Genomic DNA, 17,775 nt, shown 5'->3' with positions numbered 1-17,775 from the left:
CCGCGGATCACCGGCCCACCGGGCCAGCCGGCGGAACCGAGCGGCGCGCCGTGGCGACGAGGTCGTAGTCCGGCAGCACGACGTCGGCCGCCTTGCCGAACTGCTTCTGGAGCATCGGCCGCATCGGCCAGCGGGTGGCCAGCCGCATCGACAGCGTCTGCAGCCGGATCATCGCCTCGCTCATCGGTGCGAAGCCCGCGGCACCGCCGGGCGGCATCTCCTGGGCCCGATCGACGTAGGGCCGGCAGACCTGCTCGTAGCGGGCGAAGGCACGTCGGTGGTCACCGCCGGCCGCGGCCAGCTCGCCGGCGAGGACGTACGCCTGGACCAGGGCGACGCTGGTGCCGAGCCCGGTCAGCGGGCTGGGGCTGGCCGCCGCGTCGCCGAGCAGCACCACCCGGCCGCGTGACCACGACGGCAGGTGGACCTGGCCGATCTCGGCGAACGCGAAGTCGTCCGCTGACTCCGCCGCGGACAGCAGCTCGGGAACCCGCCAGCCCAGGCCGGCGAACCGCGACCGCAGCAGCGACCGCTGCTCGTCGCGTCCGCTCGGGAACGCGGTGCCCGGCGCGATCCGCAACCCCAGCGCAGCCTTCGCCTCGCCCGGCAGCCGGCCCGGCCGTAGTGAGGCGTTGCGCCCGCCGCGGGCGAGGTACATCTCGTACCAGCCGTCCAGGTCACCCGGATCGGGCGCGGTGAACCAGGCGATCAGACAGCCGAGCGAGCGCATCCCGCCCTCGCCGAACTCGAGCCGGCGCGTGGTCGAGGCCAGCCCGTCCGCACCGACCACCAGATCGAAGCGGCGCCGAGGACCCGACTCGAAGGCCACGTCCACGCCCTGGTCGTCCTGGCGCAGCTCGACGACCGAGTTGCCGAACTCGTACTGCACCGCCTGCCGGGTGGCGTCGTACATGATCTGGGCGAGGTCGCCGCGGAGGATCTCGATCTCGGAGATGAAGCCCTCGCCGGCGAACGCGTCCACGCCCATCCGGGCCCGGGCCCGGCCGCGGGCGTCCACCCAGGACATGCCCCGCTGCCGCAGCGCCAGCGCGCGGACGGCAGGCATCAGGCCCATCGCCTCGACGACGGTGCGCCCGGCACCGCGCAGGTCGACGGCCTGTCCACCGAGCCGCAGCCCGGACGCACGCTCGATCAGGCTGACCTGGTGACCGGCTCGGACGAGCAGCAACGCGAGCGCGGGTCCGGCCACGCCGGCTCCGCTGATCAGAATGTGTGCCATGCCTCGACGGTACGGCGTACGCTTGAATCCGACCGGACTGTACTACTCGGGTACTAGTACAGTGAGGGAATGGCCGAGTCGACCTCGCAGCGCATCGCCGACGAGTTGGAGCGCCGGATCGTGGCCGGTGAGCTGGCCCCCGGCGACCTGCTGCCGAGCGCACGCCAGATCACCCGGGACTGGCACGTCGCGATCGCCACAGCCACCCGGGTGCATGCCACCCTGCGGGCCGCCGGGCTGGCCGAGACCCTGCCGGGCCTCGGCGTCGTGGTCCGCCGCCCGTCGCCCCGGCCGGTCCCGGCCGACGGTCTGCAGGCCCGGGTGATCGTGGCGACGGCGCTCGGCATCGCCGACCGGGAGGGGCTGGAGGCGGTCTCGATGCGCCGGCTCGCGACCGAGCTGAACACGGCCCCGACCACGCTGTATCGGCACGTCGCCGACAAGGACGACCTGCTGCTGAAGATGCTCGACACCGCGATGGGCGAGTGGCGGCCGCCGCCGCGGGAGGGCGCGGGCTGGCGGGAATGCCTGGAGGCGGCCGCACGTGGGCTGTGGCGGCAGTTCCGGCGGCACCCCTGGCTGGCCGCGGCCCTGTCGGTCAGCCGGCCGCCGGCGGTCGCGGGCGGCATCGGCTGGACCGAGTGGGTGCTGGACGTGCTCACCGACGAGGTCACCGACCTCGGCACGCGCTTCGACATCCACCTCACCCTGTTCAGCTACGTCCGCGGGATGGCGGTGAATCTCGAGGCGGAGGCCGCGGCCACCGCGCTGACCGGGATGGATGCCGACGAGTGGATGGACACCCAGCTACCGGCCCTGAGAGCGATCGCCGACCAGACCGACTATCCGCAGTTCACGGCTCTGGTGCACCAGCCGTACGACTTCAGCCTGGACCGCATCTTCGAGCAGGGGCTGGGTTATCTGCTGAGCGGGCTCGCCGCCGAGCTGGCGGGCACGACGGTCTGACCGAGCCCGGACCGATCAGCCGAAGGTCACCAGATCGAGGTTCAGCGGCATCACCCGTTCGTGCGGCCCGTCGCCGGGCAGCGGGGTGGTGGGCAGCGGCGTCGTGGTGTTCTCCAACGTGTCGAAATCCTCCTGAGTCGTGATCCGGCCGGTCGTGGCGAAGGAGTCGATCACGTACGGCACTCCCTCCGAAGTCATCGGGGAGGGCCCGTCCATCACGTGGAAGTGCAGGTGGGGCGCTGAGGAGTTGCCCGAGTTGCCGACCAGCCCCAGTTGCTCGCCGCGGCGCACGTGCTGACCCACCTCGACGGTCACGCTGTCGCGCTGCAGGTGGGCATACAGCGCGTACAGGCCGCCGCCGATGTCCATGATCACGCTGTTGCCGTCGGCCTCGGCCGGCGACAGGCCGGCGGGCAGCTTGCCGGGTGTCTGGTCGGCCAGGCCGTTCAGCACGTGCACCACGGTGCCGTCGGTCGCGGCGAGCACCTTCTTGCCGTAGACGGCATAGTCGGCCGGCTTCGCCGGGTCGGTGCCGGTCACGGTCCGGTTGCGGTCGTCCAGTTGCTCCCAGTCGACGGCGAAGCGCTGGGCCAGCCACTGTCCGTTCGCGATCGGCAGCAGGGCCCGCCGGTGCCGCGAGCTGTCGCAGCAGCTGTCAGCGGCGATGTAGCGCGAACCCGGCTCCAGCGGCGGGCCCACCACCGGGACCCGGAGATCGGAGACGGGGACGACCGCCACATCGCTGGTGTACGTCCCACCGTTCGGCAGACCGCTCACGGTGACGCGATTGCCGAGCCGGCGCGGAACCCGGGCCCGATCCTCGAACTGGACGGTGACATACAGGGTCGCGACCTGGCCCTCGGCCAGGCGATCGACGCCACCGCGCCGGGACGGCAGGGCGAGATCGGCGATCACGGTCGAGCGGTCCATCCGTTGCACGACCTGTCCGGAGAGGTCGAGCACCTCGGCAGAGACGGGGCTCAGCGTGAACGGCGTGACATTGGCGAGCTCGAGCTCGTAGGTCACCGTGACCCGGCCGTCGGTCCCGTCGAACGGGATCGCCGGCTCGCGCGGGCTGACCAGCAAGGCGCTGAGCGAGGTCACGGTCGGATCGGTCCGCGGGCGGCCGTCCACCGGGCTCGTCCGCGGGCCTTCGCCGTCGTGCCGGCTCGACCCGGGCGAGCCACAGGCGGTGAGCGCGATGCTCGCCAGGCAGGCGGACGCGATCAGCAGTCGGCCTCGCCAGCGCGCCATCTCACTCCTCCATCGCAGCGGCGCTCGTCACGCTACTGGGACGGCGCAGATGCCGGAAGTGCGGCCACGATCGAGCACGATCGGGGCCCGAAGAAAACGAGTTCTCGCCACTTCAACGTTGAAATACAACGTTGGATCTGCCTAAGGTAGCGCCGACCGACTTCGCCGGCAGGTCGTGGTCGAGCGCAGCACAGATCTCTCCCCCCGGAGGTTGCAGATGGCAGGCCCAGGATTCCGCTCGCAATCGGTGAGCCGACGTACGTTTCTCCGCGGCGCACTCGGCACGGCCGCGGGCATCTCGCTCGCCGGCGGGCTGTCCGGCTGCGGTACGGCGGTCGGGGCCGGGCTCTTCGGCTCGGAACTGTCGCCCGGCACGGTGACCTTCTGGAACCTGTTCGGCGGCGGTGACGGCGCCCGGCTGCAGACGATGCTGCAGACGTACGCGGATCAGCACGGCGGTCCGGACTCGCTGCAGGCGGCGACCTTCACCTGGGGCAATCCGTACTACACGAAGGTCACCCTCGCCACGATCGGTGGTGCTCCGCCCGACGTCGCCGTCTCCCACTTGACCCGGGAGAAGAACCTCGCGCGGGCCGGGCTGCTGACCGAGATCACCGACGACATGCTCGCCCTGGTCGGGTTGAAGCCGAGCGACTTCAACGCCAAGGCGTGGGAGAACCAGAAGGTGGACGGCAAGTCCTTCGCCATCCCGCTGGACACCCACCCCTTCGTCCTGTACTACAACACCGACGTCTGCGAGAAGGCCGGCCTGCTGAACTCCGACGGGAGCCTGAAGGAGATCAAGGGCACCCAGGGCTGGGAGGATGCGCTCAAGGCAGGCAAGGAGGTGACCGGCGCATACGGCGCCTCGGTCGCCACGGTGAGCGAGCTGGCCACCCCGTGGCGCTGGTTCCAGACGCTCTACTCCCAGCGCGACGGCAACACTCCGTGGCTGGGCGACGGCGGGCAGAAGCTCACCTACAACAAAGAGCTGACGCTCGACACGATGCACTGGATGCAGAAGCTGACCACCAGCGGGCTGATGCCGACGACCACCGACTACGCGGGCTCGCAGACCCTGATGTTCACCGGCCAGTCCGCCTTCTATCTGCAGGGCGAGTGGGAGATCACCACCGCGCAGAGCATCAAGGGGCTGAACTTCGGCATCGTCCCGGTTCCCACGTTCTACGACACCCAGGCCGAGCAGGCCGACTCGCACACGTTCGTCCTGCCCAGGATGGATCGGACCGACGACCAGGTGCTGCGCGCGATGACGTTCATCAAGTCGATGCTCGACCAGAGCATGACCTGGGCGCAGGGCGGCCACATCCCGGGCTACCTGCCGACGCTGAACAGCGCGGAGTACAAGGCGCTCAGGCCGCAGTCGAACTACGCGCGAGCCGCCGACACGGTCGTCTACGACGCCGAGGCCTGGTACTCCGGCTCCGGGTCCACGTTCGAGAACACCGTCGGCGCCCAGCTCGGCCTCGTGCTGCAAGGGCTGACCAGTCCCGAGGACGGGCTGGCGACGGCGCGACAGCTGCTCACGACGTACACCAACACGCCGAGCCCGTTGACATGACCGCCGCACGAGAGGAGCGCCGCTGATGTCGGCTCAGACCCTGGCACCGAACTCCACATCCGTGCCCGACGCGCCCGAACCGCCCCGCGGGCCGCGCAAGGAAGCCGGCCCCGCCTGGCTGTTCATCGCCCCGTTCGGGATCTTCTTCGTGCTGTTCTTGATCTGGCCGGTGATCTACATGTTCATCACGAGCATGTTCGACACCACCCTGGTCCGGCCCGGGTTCGGCAGCTTCGTCGGCTTCGCCAACTACGCCGAGATGTTGTCCCGCGCCGACTTCTGGGAAGCGTTGTGGCACACCATCCAGTTCACGATCTACACCGTCCCACCGCTGGTCGTGCTGGCCTTCGTGTTCGCCGTGCTGGCGAACCGGGTGGGCCGGGGTCAGTGGTTCTTCCGGCTGGCCTTCTTCGTGCCGTTCATCCTGCCCTCGGCCGCGATCGCGCTGATCTGGAACTTCATCTTCACCCCGACCACCGGGCTGTGGAACTCGTTCCAGACGCTGCTGGGCAACGAGGACCCGAGCCCGGTGCTCGGCACCCCGGATCTGGCCATGATCGGCATCGCCATCACGACGATCTGGTGGACGATCGGATTCAACTTCGTGCTCTATCTCGCCGGCCTGCAGGACATTCCGCGCGAGCTCTACGAGGCCGCGTCGGTGGACGGCGCCACGCCCTGGCAGCAGATCCGCCACATCACGATCCCGCTGCTCAGCCGGACCACGACGCTGGTGATCTTGCTCCAGATCATCGCCAGCCTGAAGATCTTCGACCAGGTGTATCTGATGACCGCGGGCGGCCCGGGCACCTCGACCCAGGTCCTGCTCGGACTGGTCACCAACACCGCCTTCACCGATTACCGGGTCGGCGCGGCGTCGGCAGCGTCCGTGCTGCTGTTCATCGTGGTGGTGCTCGTCACCGTGATCCGACAACTCGTGCAACGTGCCCAGGAACGGAGGGCTGCCTGAGATGACGCAGTCGACCGACGTCACCGACCGGCGCGACGACGCCACCCCCGATCGCTCGCGGCGCGGCTCGACCGGCGTCTCGATCGCCGCTCCGCCGCCGCGCAATCCGGAGACCGAGAACAAATCCTCCGGCCGCGGGTTCACCATCGTCTCCTGGGCGTTGCTGCTGATCTTCGCCGTGCTGTGGTTGATCCCGAGCTTGTGGGCGATCAAGACCTCGCTCACCCCCAATGACGTGACGGCGCTCGGCGCCGGCCCGATCCTGAAGGACTGGCAGCTCACGCTCGAGTCCTACGTCACGATCTTGACCGGCGGCGACATCTGGAACTGGTACCTCGCCAGCGCCGTCACCTCGGTCGTCACGGTGGCCCTGACCGTGCTGTTCGCGTCCATGGCCGCGTACGCGATCTCCCGGCTCCGGTTCCGCGGACGCCGGCTCGTCTTCGCGCTGATGGTCGGCGGCATCATGATCCCACCCCAGGTTCTGATCGTTCCGGTCTTTCAGATCCTCGGCGCCGCGAGCCTGCTGAACACGTACTGGGCGGTGATCCTGCCGCAGATCCCCGCGGTGATCGCGCTGTTCGTGTTCAAGCAGTTCTTCGACGGCCTGCCGCGGGAGTACGAGGAGTCCGCGCGGATCGACGGCGCCGGCTTCTGGACGATCTATCGCACGATCGTGATGCCGCTGTCGAAGCCGATCATCGCGGCGATGGCGATCGTCACCTTCGTCGGTGTCTGGAACAACCTGATCCTGCCGCTGTTCGTGCTGTCCAATCCGGACCTGATGACCATCCCGGTCGGCCTGGCGACGGTCCAGGGTTCGTACGGCCAGAGGCTGTCCGACATCCAGGCGTCGTCGATCCTGGGCGCGCTCCCGCTGGTCATCCTGTTCCTGATCTTCCAGCGCCGCATCGTCGAGGGCTTTGCCGGCAGCGGCCTGAAGGGATGATGCCGACCTCATCACACGGGGATGATCTTTTGCCCCGGCTGAGAGGTAGCTGTGGAAACGGCGGGGAGGGTATGACAAGGTAAGGGCCTGACGGCCGACCGACACGCCGGTCGGCTCGTCACACTTCGCCAACAGTTACCGGTCCCCCCGCCGGAAGGAGCAGTCGGTGCCGCCCCACGCCGACCGCAGGATCAGCCGCTCACCGCTACGGTCGCGCTGGCTGATCGCGCTGCTCGGACTCGTGCTGCTGCTGGCTCCGAACCTGATGGTCCTGCCCGCGTACGCGGAGGGCGACGCCGAGTTGGCCGTCACCAAGACGGTCACCGGCTGGACCGACGGCCACGTGGTCCAGCCGGGTGAGACGTTCGACTACACCATCACCATCACCTGCACCGCCGTCGACGTCGGAACAGGGTGCACCAGCGCTCAACTGACCGACCCGTTGCCCGAGGGTCTCTCGCTGAACGCCTCCGCGGCCGACATCGCGATCACCCCGGCCGGGGCCGGCACCGCCTCCGCAAACGGCGACGACATCACGATCAACTTCACCCAGCCGCTGGACGATCCGGTCGGCGGCCAGGGCATCCGGGCCGGCACCGACATCCAGATCACGATCCCGGTCCAGGTCGACGACGACATCTCGCCGGATCTCGACGGCCGGAACCTGACCAACACCGCGACGGCGGACGCGACCAACGCCCCGCCGGACTCCGACAGCTTCATCGTCGTGCCGAACGTCCCGACCAATCTCGCGGCGTCCACCGACAAGGTGTTCGATCCCGACAGCTCCGTCGCGAACCCTGGCAACGAGACGACCATGACGCTGACCGGTGGCAACGCCTCGAATGTGCCGGTTGACGAGATCGTGCTCACCGATCCGACGAACCCGCCGAACGACGCATTCACCTACCTCGCGCTCAACGGCGACCTGGACGTCACCCTCCCGGCCGGGGCCGAGCAGGTCCAGGTCGATTGCTACACCGGCGGTGACTGGGTCGAGGGAGATCCGTCCGCGCCACCGGCCGCACTCCCCGCCGGCGTCGACCCGGCCGACTGCCAGGGCATCAGGGTCCACTTCATCTCCACCGACGGGGCGAACATCGCCCCCGGCGCGTCCGGCAGCATCGACGTCGGGATGGAGCAGCGGGACAACATCGCCGACGCCGGAACCGGCGCGATCGGCAACACGGTCTCCACCACGGTAGGTCGTGGTGGGGACACCTCCGATCCTGCGACCGCCAGCGACGACTACACCATCGAGTCCGGCGACATCGATCTCGACGCGAACAAGACGTTCGATCCGGCGACGATCGCGGCCGGATCGGACAGCAGGGTCACCATCGGCGCCACCAACTCCAGCAGCCGGACGCTCGACTCGATGACCATCACCGAGCCGGGCGCCGACCCGAACATGTTCACCGACGGCAGCAACCCGGTGACGTTCGGCGGCTTCGACAACCCGATCCAGCCGCCGAGCGGCGCGACCGGCGCGACGGTGACGTACACCTATTCGGACGGAACGAGCGAAACCCTCACCGCAGACTCGCCGAACACGCTGCCCGACCCCGACGCGAGCAAGACAGTCAGCGGGTTCACGGTGAAGTTCACCGGTCCGATCGTGCCCGGCGCGGAGGCGTCGATCCCGTTCGCGGTCACCGCCGATCCCGATCAGACGGTGGACTCGCTCGACCACCCGAACACGGTCGACGCCGACTCCACCGCCCCGGGTGGCTACCACGGTCACGACGACGCCGACGCGACGCTGACGACGCTGAAGAAGCGGATCGCGATCGACACCGGCAAGACGGTGCTGCCGTCGCGGATCTTCTCGATCCCCGGGCAACGGGTCCTGGTCCAGCTGAGCGCTCACGTCGAGGAGTTCCCGGCCTCGACCACCGACGCCAACGACATCATCGTGCAGGAGCCGGCTGACCTCGACGGTGACACCTGGTTCGACAGCTTCGCGCCGAGCGGCGTGGTCAACACCCCGATCCCGGCGGACTCGACGCTCACCGTGCAGTACTGGGACGGCACCGCGTGGGTCGAGGTGCCGGGCATGGTCGACCTCGCCGGACCGCAGATCTTCACCGGCGACTTCCCCGATCCGGTGCCGGCCGACGCCCAGGGGATCCGGTTCGTCTACCACTCCGACAATGGGTTCCCACCCGGCACGACGGTGAATCCGAACCTGATCTTCGATCTGAAGCCGGAGGCGGCCGACCAGAACCTGACCATCGACGACTGCGCCTCATCCAGCGCGGCCGCCGACGGTGTCGACCCGGCGCAAGGCGCACCTGCCTGTGACGACATCCACATCGTTCCGCCGACGCCTGGGAATGCCGACTTCATCGACAAGTCCTGGGACGACCCGGCGGCGGTCGGCGAGCGGACCCAGCAGGAGAAGGGCGCGACCATCGCCTGGTCGACCGACGGTGCGACCGGGATCGACCGGATGGTCATCTCCGACACGCCGGACACGCCGCCCCCGTCGCAGGCCGACCTGCCGTCCAGCGTCTACGACAGCTTCGATCTGGTCCGGATCGATCCGATCAGTGCGACCGACGACCCGCGGCTGAAGTACGACCAGGTCCTCTCGGTCGAGCTGTTCAGCGCGTCGCAGGGACGATGGATCGATGCTCCGGGCGACCCCTGCCCGGCTGCGTGCGACAAGACGTTCCCCGGCTACAACCTGAGTGCGGCGTCGCAGCAGGACACCATCGCGTTCCGGCTGACCTACGCGGAGAGTCCGACCCGGGTGGTGGACGCTCCCACCGCGCCGCCGATCGGCAGCGGGGTGGCCGTCTCCATCGACAACCAGCGGCACCTGCATCCGGTCTTCCGGATCCGCGACGAGCTCCGCTCGAACCCCGACGATCCGGTGCTGGCCGAGGACATCTACAACACCGCCGATCCCGGCGTCGTCCAGAACGTCGCGCAGGCACGCCTGGTGGTCGACGACAACGACGACTTCTTCCACGAGGACGCCTTCGACGACATCGTCATCACCCCGGTCAACGTGACCGCCGACATCACCAAGGACTGGACCGGCGGTCCGATGGGAGTTCCGGCGCCCGGCACGGCGCGGTTCCCGGACCAGTACCCGACCGGCACGGTCACGCTGAGGGGCAAGAACACCACGCCACGGGTCGTGGACCGGCTCACCATCACCGAGCCGGCCGGCGGCACCGATCCATTCGAAGACTTCAACCTCGCCGACTTCACCGACATCACCGACCCGGCCACGATCGGCGCGACCGACCTGACCATCACACTCCAGCTGGCCGGCGGCGGCACCCGAACCCTGACCAGGGACGAGGCCCTGGCCGCGAGCGAGTCCGACCTGGCCGACGTCGTCGGCTTCACCGCCGTCTACTCGGGCCGGATCACCTCCAACGGCACCGGCGTGATCATGTTCACCACCCGACTCCGGGACGGGCTGCGTTCGGATCCGGACACACCGGTCCCGGCGCCCGCCACCGTCGACGACGTGGCCACCGCCGAGGCGGCCGATCTGGTGAACTACCCGGACGTCGATCCGCGGACCAGCACCGACGCCGACGACGCCGGCATGCAACTGGAGGGTCGCGGCATCGGGCTGCAGGCGACGAAGACGATCAGTCCCGACTCCCAGACCGAGCCCGACGACTCGCCGGTCAACGTGACGCTTTCCGGCCAGCCCTCGGGACCGTCGCGGACCGTCGAGATGACCCTCACCGACGACGACACGACATTCTTCAACGCCTACGACTTCGTCGGCTTCGGCTCGTTCGCGTTCACCGCCCCGATCGACCAGGTGCGCGTGGACGCGTACGTCGGAGGCACGTTCACCGCGGGGCCGGGCAACACCGTGCTGCGGACCGGCGGCACCTGGGTCACCGGTATCCCCGCCACACTCGCTTTGCCGGACGGCGTCACCGCCGACCAGGTCCAGGGACTCCGCTTCACGTTCACCAGGGCGGACGGGTCGATCTGGGAGAACCCGTCGACACCGACCCAGCCGGTCACGTTCCAGGTCCAGCGCCGGACGGACCTGCGGTCCGGCGGCCCGGTGCTGAGCGACCTCGCCGGCAACGACCCGATGCCGGGCGAGGACGACCCGGGCAGGTCGAGTGACACGATCCAGGGCGACAACTACGCCGCGGACACCGTCGACGGCGAGCCGCTGCACGGTCACGACGAGGCGACCGACGACATTCTGTACCGGCACGCGAACAACGCGGTCGTGGTGTCCAAGACACCGAGCGGCGCGGAGCCGCCGGGCGCGAACATCCCGTACACCTTGACGTTCACCAACACCGGCGCGGTACCGATCACCAATCCGGTGATCACCGACAGCTGGGGCTCCGACGCCGACGGGCCGTTGCTGCAGTACGACCCGGCCCGAGCCGGCGCCGGCACCGGCTACAGCTATGCCCTGGCGGGGGCCGCTCCCGACCCGGCGAACGGGCCGCAGCTGCCCACCGGCTCCGATCCCGCCGCCGTCACCGTCGCCGAGACCGCCACCCGGATCACGTTCACGTTCCCGGCCGGGACGGTGCTCGAGGTGGGCCAGACCTACACCATCACCACGCCACTGCAGTTCCGCACCGGTCTGCCCGGCAATACCAACGTCACGAACACGGCCGGCATCAGCGGCGACCGGGCCTGGGATAGCTGTGCACAGACCCTCGACGACGACACCGGCGAGTGCACGGCCAGCACGACGGTCTACCCGGCTAAGGGCGGTGCCCTGCGCGGTGTGAAGTCGGTGAAGGCGGCCGCCGGCGACGGGCTCGGCGTGACCAACACGACCAACGGCGACCAGGCGTGTGTGCCGGACGCCAACGGCTTCTACGTCGGCGGCTGCGTGCCGGTGACCAAGCCGGGCGGCGACGACATCTGGCGGCTGACGTTCACCAACACCGGGAACCTGCCGCAGGACCGCGTGTATGCGATCGACCGGCTGCCCACCCCGGGCGACACCGGCGCGATCACGTCGCTGACCCGCGGCTCGCAGTGGACACCGATCCCGCAGTCGATCAGCTACGCCGGGGTCACGGGTGGTACGGTCAGCGCCGTCCGGCTGTACTACGACACGGATGAGCGCCTGTGCACCGCCGACCTGAACCTGGGTGAGAGCTGCCCGAGCGTGAATCCGGGCGATCCCAACCCGGACGGCGACTGGGTGCTGATCGGGGAGATCGCGAACCCGTCGCTGGGAGGCTCCATCCCGATCCCGGCGAACGCGAAGGCGATCAAGATCGAGGCGGACTTCTTCGACCAGATGTTCCAGCCGGCCGGTACGGTCAAGGTCGACGTGACCACGACCGCCCCGGCGCAGTCCCCGACCGCCGGACCGGACACCATCGCCTGGAACACCGTCGCCGCGGCGGCCCGTACCGACGACGACGGCACCAAGGGGCTGTCGCCGAAGTCGGAAGGCAACAAGGTCGGTGCCGCGCTCGCGACCGGTCCGTTGTCCATCCTCAAGCAGGTCGCCGGGCCGGCATCGGAACATGCACCGACCACGTTCGACCTGACCGTGCACTGCACCTCGGTCGGTGAGGACGTCGACCTCGGCGACGACGCGAGCATCACGGTGACCGCGGGCGAGCCGTACGAGATCGACGACCTGCCGTGGGGCTCGGAGTGCACGGTGTCGGAGGACGACCCGGACGCGGCCGGCAACCCGGACTTCGCAGCTACTACGGTCACGGTCGGCCGCGACTCCGACGAACCGGTCCAGATCGTGGCGACCAATACCTACCTGGATGCCTCGCTGAGCATCGCCAAGGACGTCGCGAACTCCGCAGTCGATCAGGACGGCAACCCGATCACGTACGGACCGTTCACCTTCGACGTCAGCTGCACGTTCCTCGGCCAGCCGGTGTACGCGGCCGGCTACGGTCCGTTGCGCCCGATGACCGCGACGTTCGACAGCGACGACCCCCCGGTGGTGTTCACCGAGCTGCCGGCGGGATCGGCGTGCACGGCGACCGAGAGCGACAGCGGCGGGGCCGGCAGCACGACGTACGCGATCAACGGCCAGCCGGCGCAGCCGGGCACCGCCGCGGATCTGGTGCTCGACCCGGACGGCGACGGCGGCGCGGTGACCAACACGGTCAGCTTCACCAACACGTTCCCGACCGGCAAGGTCAGGATCGCGAAAGCCGTCGAGGGTGAAGGCGCCGAGCTGTACGACGTCGGCCCGTTCACCGTCCATCTGCACTGCGTAAAGGCCGACGACACGGGGGAGGACGGGCCCACGACGACGTACGACAAGGACTTCGTCCTCGGCGGCGACCAACCGCTCGGCGTCGTCGTCACCGGTCTGTACGTCACGTCGGTCTGCGAGGTGACCGAGCCCCGGACCGGCGGTGCGACCAGTTCCGTCGTCGAGCCGGACGGCCCGTTCCAGGTCACCGCGGACTCCGCCGAGTCCCCGGTCGTCGTCACGGTGACCAACACGTTCGACGTCGGAGCCATCCGGTTGATCAAGAAGCTGGCCGGCGGCGGGGCCGGCGAGGTGCCGAGCGGCACCGAGTTCACCCTGCAGCTGAGCTGCCAGGTGCTGGTCGACGGAGAGATCGCGGACGTCGAGCTCAAGGACGACGGCCTCGTCACGCTGACCGCACCGGATGACCTCGAGGCCACCTACACCGGACTGCCGACCGGCGCGCACTGCACGGTGACCGAGCCGGACGACGGTGGCGCCGACGGCGTCTCGATCGAGCCCGGGGAGGTCGTCGTCGGCGACGGCACGACGGTGGACGTGATCGCGGTCAACGCCTTCGAGCCGACCCCGCCGCCGCCCACCCCACCGGGTCCGCCACTGCCCAACACCGGTGGCCCGGCGCTCGGGCTGCTGGTGGCCGGTCTCCTGCTCGCCGGCGGTGGTGCGGCGGCGATGATCGAGGCCCGTCGCCGGTCCCGGGGCTGATCGGGATCGGGGGGCAGGCTGCCACCATCATCGAGAGGACTCGACATGCCTCGGCCCGACCACGCCGACCTACCGTTCGATGACACCGCGGACTTCGACGCCGCCGAACGAGGATTCGTCGCCGCCGGCGAGCCGGTGATCCGCAACGCCGCCGGCACGGTGGTCTGGGACAACGGGTCTTACACCAGCTTCCTGACCGGCGAGGCTCCGGACACGGTGCACCCGAGCCTGTGGCGGCAGTCCACGCTGGTCGCCAAGCAGGGCCTGTTCGAGGTGACCGACGGGATCTATCAGGTCCGCGGCTATGACCTGTCCAACATCAGCTTCGTCGAGGGCGAGACCGGTGTGATCGTGATCGATCCGCTGATCTCGATCGAGACGGCGGCGGCTGCGCTGGCGCTGTATCGCGAGCACCGCGGCGACCGGCCCGTCGTTGCGGTGATCCACACCCACAGCCACATCGACCACTTCGGTGGGGTCAAGGGCGTCACCAGCAAGGAGGACGTCGACGCCGGCAGGGTGCAGATCATCGCTCCGGAGGGCTTCGTCGAGCACGCGGTGGCCGAGAACGTCTATGCCGGCACGGCGATGGCGCGGCGGGCGGGCTACATGTACGGCGCCGCCCTCGACCGGTCGGCGACCGGCGGCCTCGGTGCGGGTCTCGGTCAGACGACGTCCACCGGGACGGTGAGCATGCTCGACCCGACCCTGACCATCACCACGACCGGCGAGGAACACACCGTCGACGGAGTCCGGATCGTCTTCCAGATGGCGCCCGGGACCGAGGCACCGGCCGAGATGCACTTCCACTTCCCCGACAAGCGGGCCCTCTGCATGGCCGAGAACGCTACCCACACCCTGCACAACCTGCTCACCCTGCGCGGCGCGCTGGTCCGCGACCCGCACATCTGGGCCCACTACCTGACCGAGGCGATCGAGCTGTTCGCCGACGACTCCGACGTGGTGTTCGCCTCGCATCACTGGCCGACCTGGGGCACCGAGCAGATCGTCGAGTTCCTCTCCACCCAACGCGACCTCTATGCCTATCTCCACGACCAGACCCTGCGACTGCTCAACCGGGGGTACACCGGGCCGGAGATCGCCGAGCTGATCGAGCTGCCGCCCGCCCTTGAGAACGCCTGGAATACCCATGGCTACTACGGCTCGGTCAGTCACAACGTGAAGGCGATCTATCAGCGCTATCTCGGTTGGTTCGACGGCAACCCCGCCCGGCTGTGGCAGCACCCGCCGACGGAGAAGGCCAAGCGGTACGTCGCCGCGATGGGCGGCTCGCACGCTGTCGTCGCGCTGGCGCGGACCGCCTTCGACGAGGGCGATCTGCGTTGGGCCGCGGAACTGCTCGACCACGTCGTCTTCGCCGACCCGGATCACGCGGCCGGCAAGGCCCTGCTCGCCGACGTGTTCGAGCAGCTCGGCTACGGCTCGGAGAACGGCACCTGGCGCTGCTTCTTCCTCTCCGGCGCGACCGAGCTGCGCACCGGCAACTTCGGCACCCCGACAGTGACGTCGGCACCCGACATCCTGGCCCACCTGAGCCCGGAGATGCTGTTCGACGCGCTGGCCATCCAGGTCAACGGGCCGGAAGCCTGGGACCTGGACCTGACCATCGGATGGGAGTTGCCGGACCACCACAGCTCGTACCGGATGACGCTGCGCAACGGCGTCCTGACCTACGTCGAGGGCGGTGACAAGCCAGTCGCACTGACGCTGACCGTGCCGGCCGCCGCCCTGGCCGCCTTGGCCGGCGGCGACATCGCGGCTGCCCGCGCCAGCGGTCTCGCCGCCGACGGCGACCAGAGCCAGCTGACCGCCCTGTTCGGGGTGCTGCAACCGGGCGATCCCGACTTCGACATCGTGCTGCCCTGACGCCCGGGTCGGCAGCAGCGATGACGCCGCCCGAGGCCGGGGTTCGTGCGCTCCCCCGGCTCGGCCGGCCCACCGGGCGGGACGTGGTTGCCGGGTTCGTCACCGGCCTGTTCAGCATCCCCGAAGGCATGGCGTACGCCAGCATCGGCGGCTTCAACCCGGTGCTCGGCCTCTACTCCGGCATGGCGCCGACCCTGGTCGGCGCCGTGTTCGCCCGGACCGTGCTGATGACCACCACGCTGACCAGCGCGATCGCCCTGTCCAGCCAGAGCGTGCTGGCCCAGGCCGGGCTGGATCCGACCGACCTCGGCAACGTCGCCATGCTGACCCTGATGGTCGGTGCGGTGATGACCGTGTTCGGCGTCTTCCGGCTGGGCTCGGCGATGAGCTTCGTCTCGACGGCTGTGATGACCGGTTTCACCACGGGGATCGCCCTGCAGATCATCGCCGGCGTGCTGAAAGACGCGACGTCGTACGCCAGCGATCAGCACAACACCCTGCTCAAAATCGGCGACTGGGCGGTCCACGTCCAGCAGTGGGACCTCGCGTCCACGCTCGTGGCGGTGGCCACCGTCGGCGTCTGGTTCCTGGCCCGGCTGTTCCGGCCGCTGAAGGCGCTCGCGCTGCTGATTTCGCTCGCCGTCGTCACCCTGGTCGTGGTGATCGCCGGAGTCGACGTCGAGACCGTCGGCGACATCGCCAGCATCCCCAACGCGCTTCCACACCCGGTCCTGCCGAACTTCGCCGCAGCCCCCCACCTGATCACGGGCGCGATCGCGGTGTCGCTGGTCGCTCTGGCCCAGGCGGCGGGGATCGGCGCGGCCGTACCCAACCCGGACGGCACCCGGACCAGCGTGTCCGGCGACTTCGTGGCCCAAGGGCTCGGCAACCTCGCCGGCGGGCTGACCCAGGCTCTGCCCACCGGCGGATCGCTCTCGCGCACCGGGGTGGCGACCGGCGCAGGAGCCCGGACCCGGTGGAGCAACATCTTCGCCGGAGCGTGGCTGGCGCTGATCGTGCTGCTGGTCGGCAAGCAGGCCGAGGTCATCCCGATGCCCGTGATCGGCGGGCTGGTGATGGTGATCGGGTTGGAGCTGGTGCTGGGCCGAAGGAAGGACATCGCCCTCGTCTTTCGGACGGCTCCACTGTCCGCGGTCGCCATGGTCGTGACCTTCCTGGCCACCACCGCGCTGCCGCTGCAGGACGCGATCTTCATCGGCGCCGGGCTGTCTCTGGTGCTGTTCTGTGTGCAGGTCCAGCGACAGGCCCGACTCGTCCGGCTGACAAGACAGCCCGACGGCAGCTGGCGGATGTCGAAGCCGCCGGCCGAGATCCCCAGCGGCGAGGTGACCGTGCTCGGCTACAGCGGGGCCGGCATCTTCGCCGAGCTCGAACGGATCGACGAGCTGTGGCCCGACACGGCGCAGACCGTGAACGCCGCGGTCGTGCTGGAGGTGCGATTCGTCCCCGAGGTTCCGTCGGCCACCATGGTCGTTGCCTTCGGCCGCTGGGCCGACCGGCTGCGGGATCGTGGCTGTCGGCTCGTCCTCACCGGTGTGAACCGGCAGCTCGCGGAGACCCTCGACCGGTCCGGCATCACGGCCCGGCTCGGCCCCGAGAACGTCGTCCCGGCAACCGACGTCTTGCTGCGGAGCCTGGAGAACGCGTACGCCCTGGGCGAAGCCTGGGTCGCGCGCGACCCCGACGCCCCCTGGGGCGACGGGCCCAAGGCCGACCAATCGGTTGCCGATCAACCCGACGCCGACCGACCCGAGGCGGACCAACCCGAGGCCGACCAATCGGTTGCCGACCGACCCGGACCCGCCCAACCCGGATCCGACCGACCCGGACCCGACTAACTGGCCCGACTCACTGGACCGGACTGACTGGACCCCGGCGCTGACCCAAGTCGGACCAACCCGAGCCCCACCAACCCGAGCCCCACCAACCCGAGCCCCACCAACCCAACTCGGCCCGATCGCGGCGCGATGTGGGCGCAGGCCAACCC

General features: G+C 69.5%; 9 protein-coding genes. 7 read left to right on the top strand and 2 right to left on the bottom strand.

What is annotated here, in order from left to right; genetic code table 11:
* Positions 1-7 precede the first annotated feature (7 nt).
* Positions 8-1,240, bottom strand: coding sequence for an FAD-dependent monooxygenase (locus ABD747_RS22020; RefSeq protein ID WP_344808688.1), 1,233 nt, complete (start codon positions 1,238-1,240; stop codon positions 8-10).
* A gap of 69 nt (positions 1,241-1,309) precedes the next feature.
* Between ABD747_RS22020 and ABD747_RS22015 the strand changes: the two genes are divergently transcribed.
* Entirely contained in the window at positions 1,310-2,206 is an 897-nt protein-coding gene (locus ABD747_RS22015; RefSeq protein WP_344808686.1) for a TetR/AcrR family transcriptional regulator C-terminal domain-containing protein, read from the top strand.
* A gap of 15 nt (positions 2,207-2,221) precedes the next feature.
* Here ABD747_RS22015 and ABD747_RS22010 read toward each other — a convergent pair whose 3' ends face one another.
* On the bottom strand, positions 2,222-3,460 hold the full coding sequence (locus ABD747_RS22010; protein ID WP_344808684.1) for a M23 family metallopeptidase: 1,239 nt from the start codon (positions 3,458-3,460) through the stop codon (positions 2,222-2,224).
* A gap of 217 nt (positions 3,461-3,677) precedes the next feature.
* Between ABD747_RS22010 and ABD747_RS22005 the strand changes: the two genes are divergently transcribed.
* The 6 genes from ABD747_RS22005 to ABD747_RS21980 all read left to right on the top strand — a co-directional run bounded on the left by ABD747_RS22005 (position 3,678) and on the right by ABD747_RS21980 (position 17,626).
* A complete protein-coding gene (locus tag ABD747_RS22005) occupies positions 3,678-5,042 on the top strand; it encodes a substrate-binding domain-containing protein (protein ID WP_344808682.1) in 1,365 nt (454 codons plus the stop codon).
* Positions 5,043-5,067: 25 nt separating this feature from the next.
* Positions 5,068-6,012 (top strand): carbohydrate ABC transporter permease, encoded by a 945-nt coding sequence (locus tag ABD747_RS22000; RefSeq protein WP_344808680.1) that lies wholly within the window; start codon positions 5,068-5,070, stop codon positions 6,010-6,012.
* Position 6,013: 1 nt separating this feature from the next.
* Complete coding sequence (locus ABD747_RS21995; protein ID WP_344808678.1) at positions 6,014-6,961, top strand: carbohydrate ABC transporter permease; 948 nt, start codon at positions 6,014-6,016, stop codon at positions 6,959-6,961.
* 166 nt (positions 6,962-7,127) lie between these two features.
* Positions 7,128-13,880, top strand: coding sequence for a DUF5979 domain-containing protein (locus tag ABD747_RS21990; protein ID WP_344808676.1), 6,753 nt, complete (start codon positions 7,128-7,130; stop codon positions 13,878-13,880).
* A 45-nt stretch (positions 13,881-13,925) separates the two neighbouring features.
* Positions 13,926-15,767, top strand: a complete 1,842-nt coding sequence (locus tag ABD747_RS21985; RefSeq protein WP_344808674.1) for an alkyl/aryl-sulfatase — start codon at positions 13,926-13,928, stop codon at positions 15,765-15,767.
* Between the two features lie 20 nt (positions 15,768-15,787).
* On the top strand, positions 15,788-17,626 hold the full coding sequence (locus ABD747_RS21980) for a SulP family inorganic anion transporter (RefSeq protein WP_344808672.1): 1,839 nt from the start codon (positions 15,788-15,790) through the stop codon (positions 17,624-17,626).
* Positions 17,627-17,775: the final 149 nt, after the last annotated feature.

It is taken from the genome of Microlunatus ginsengisoli (assembly GCF_039537205.1).
GTDB classification, from domain to species: domain Bacteria; phylum Actinomycetota; class Actinomycetes; order Propionibacteriales; family Propionibacteriaceae; genus Microlunatus; species Microlunatus ginsengisoli.
The sequence above is the reverse complement of the archived record's forward strand: the minus strand, read 5'-3'. Positions and strand labels throughout refer to the sequence as shown.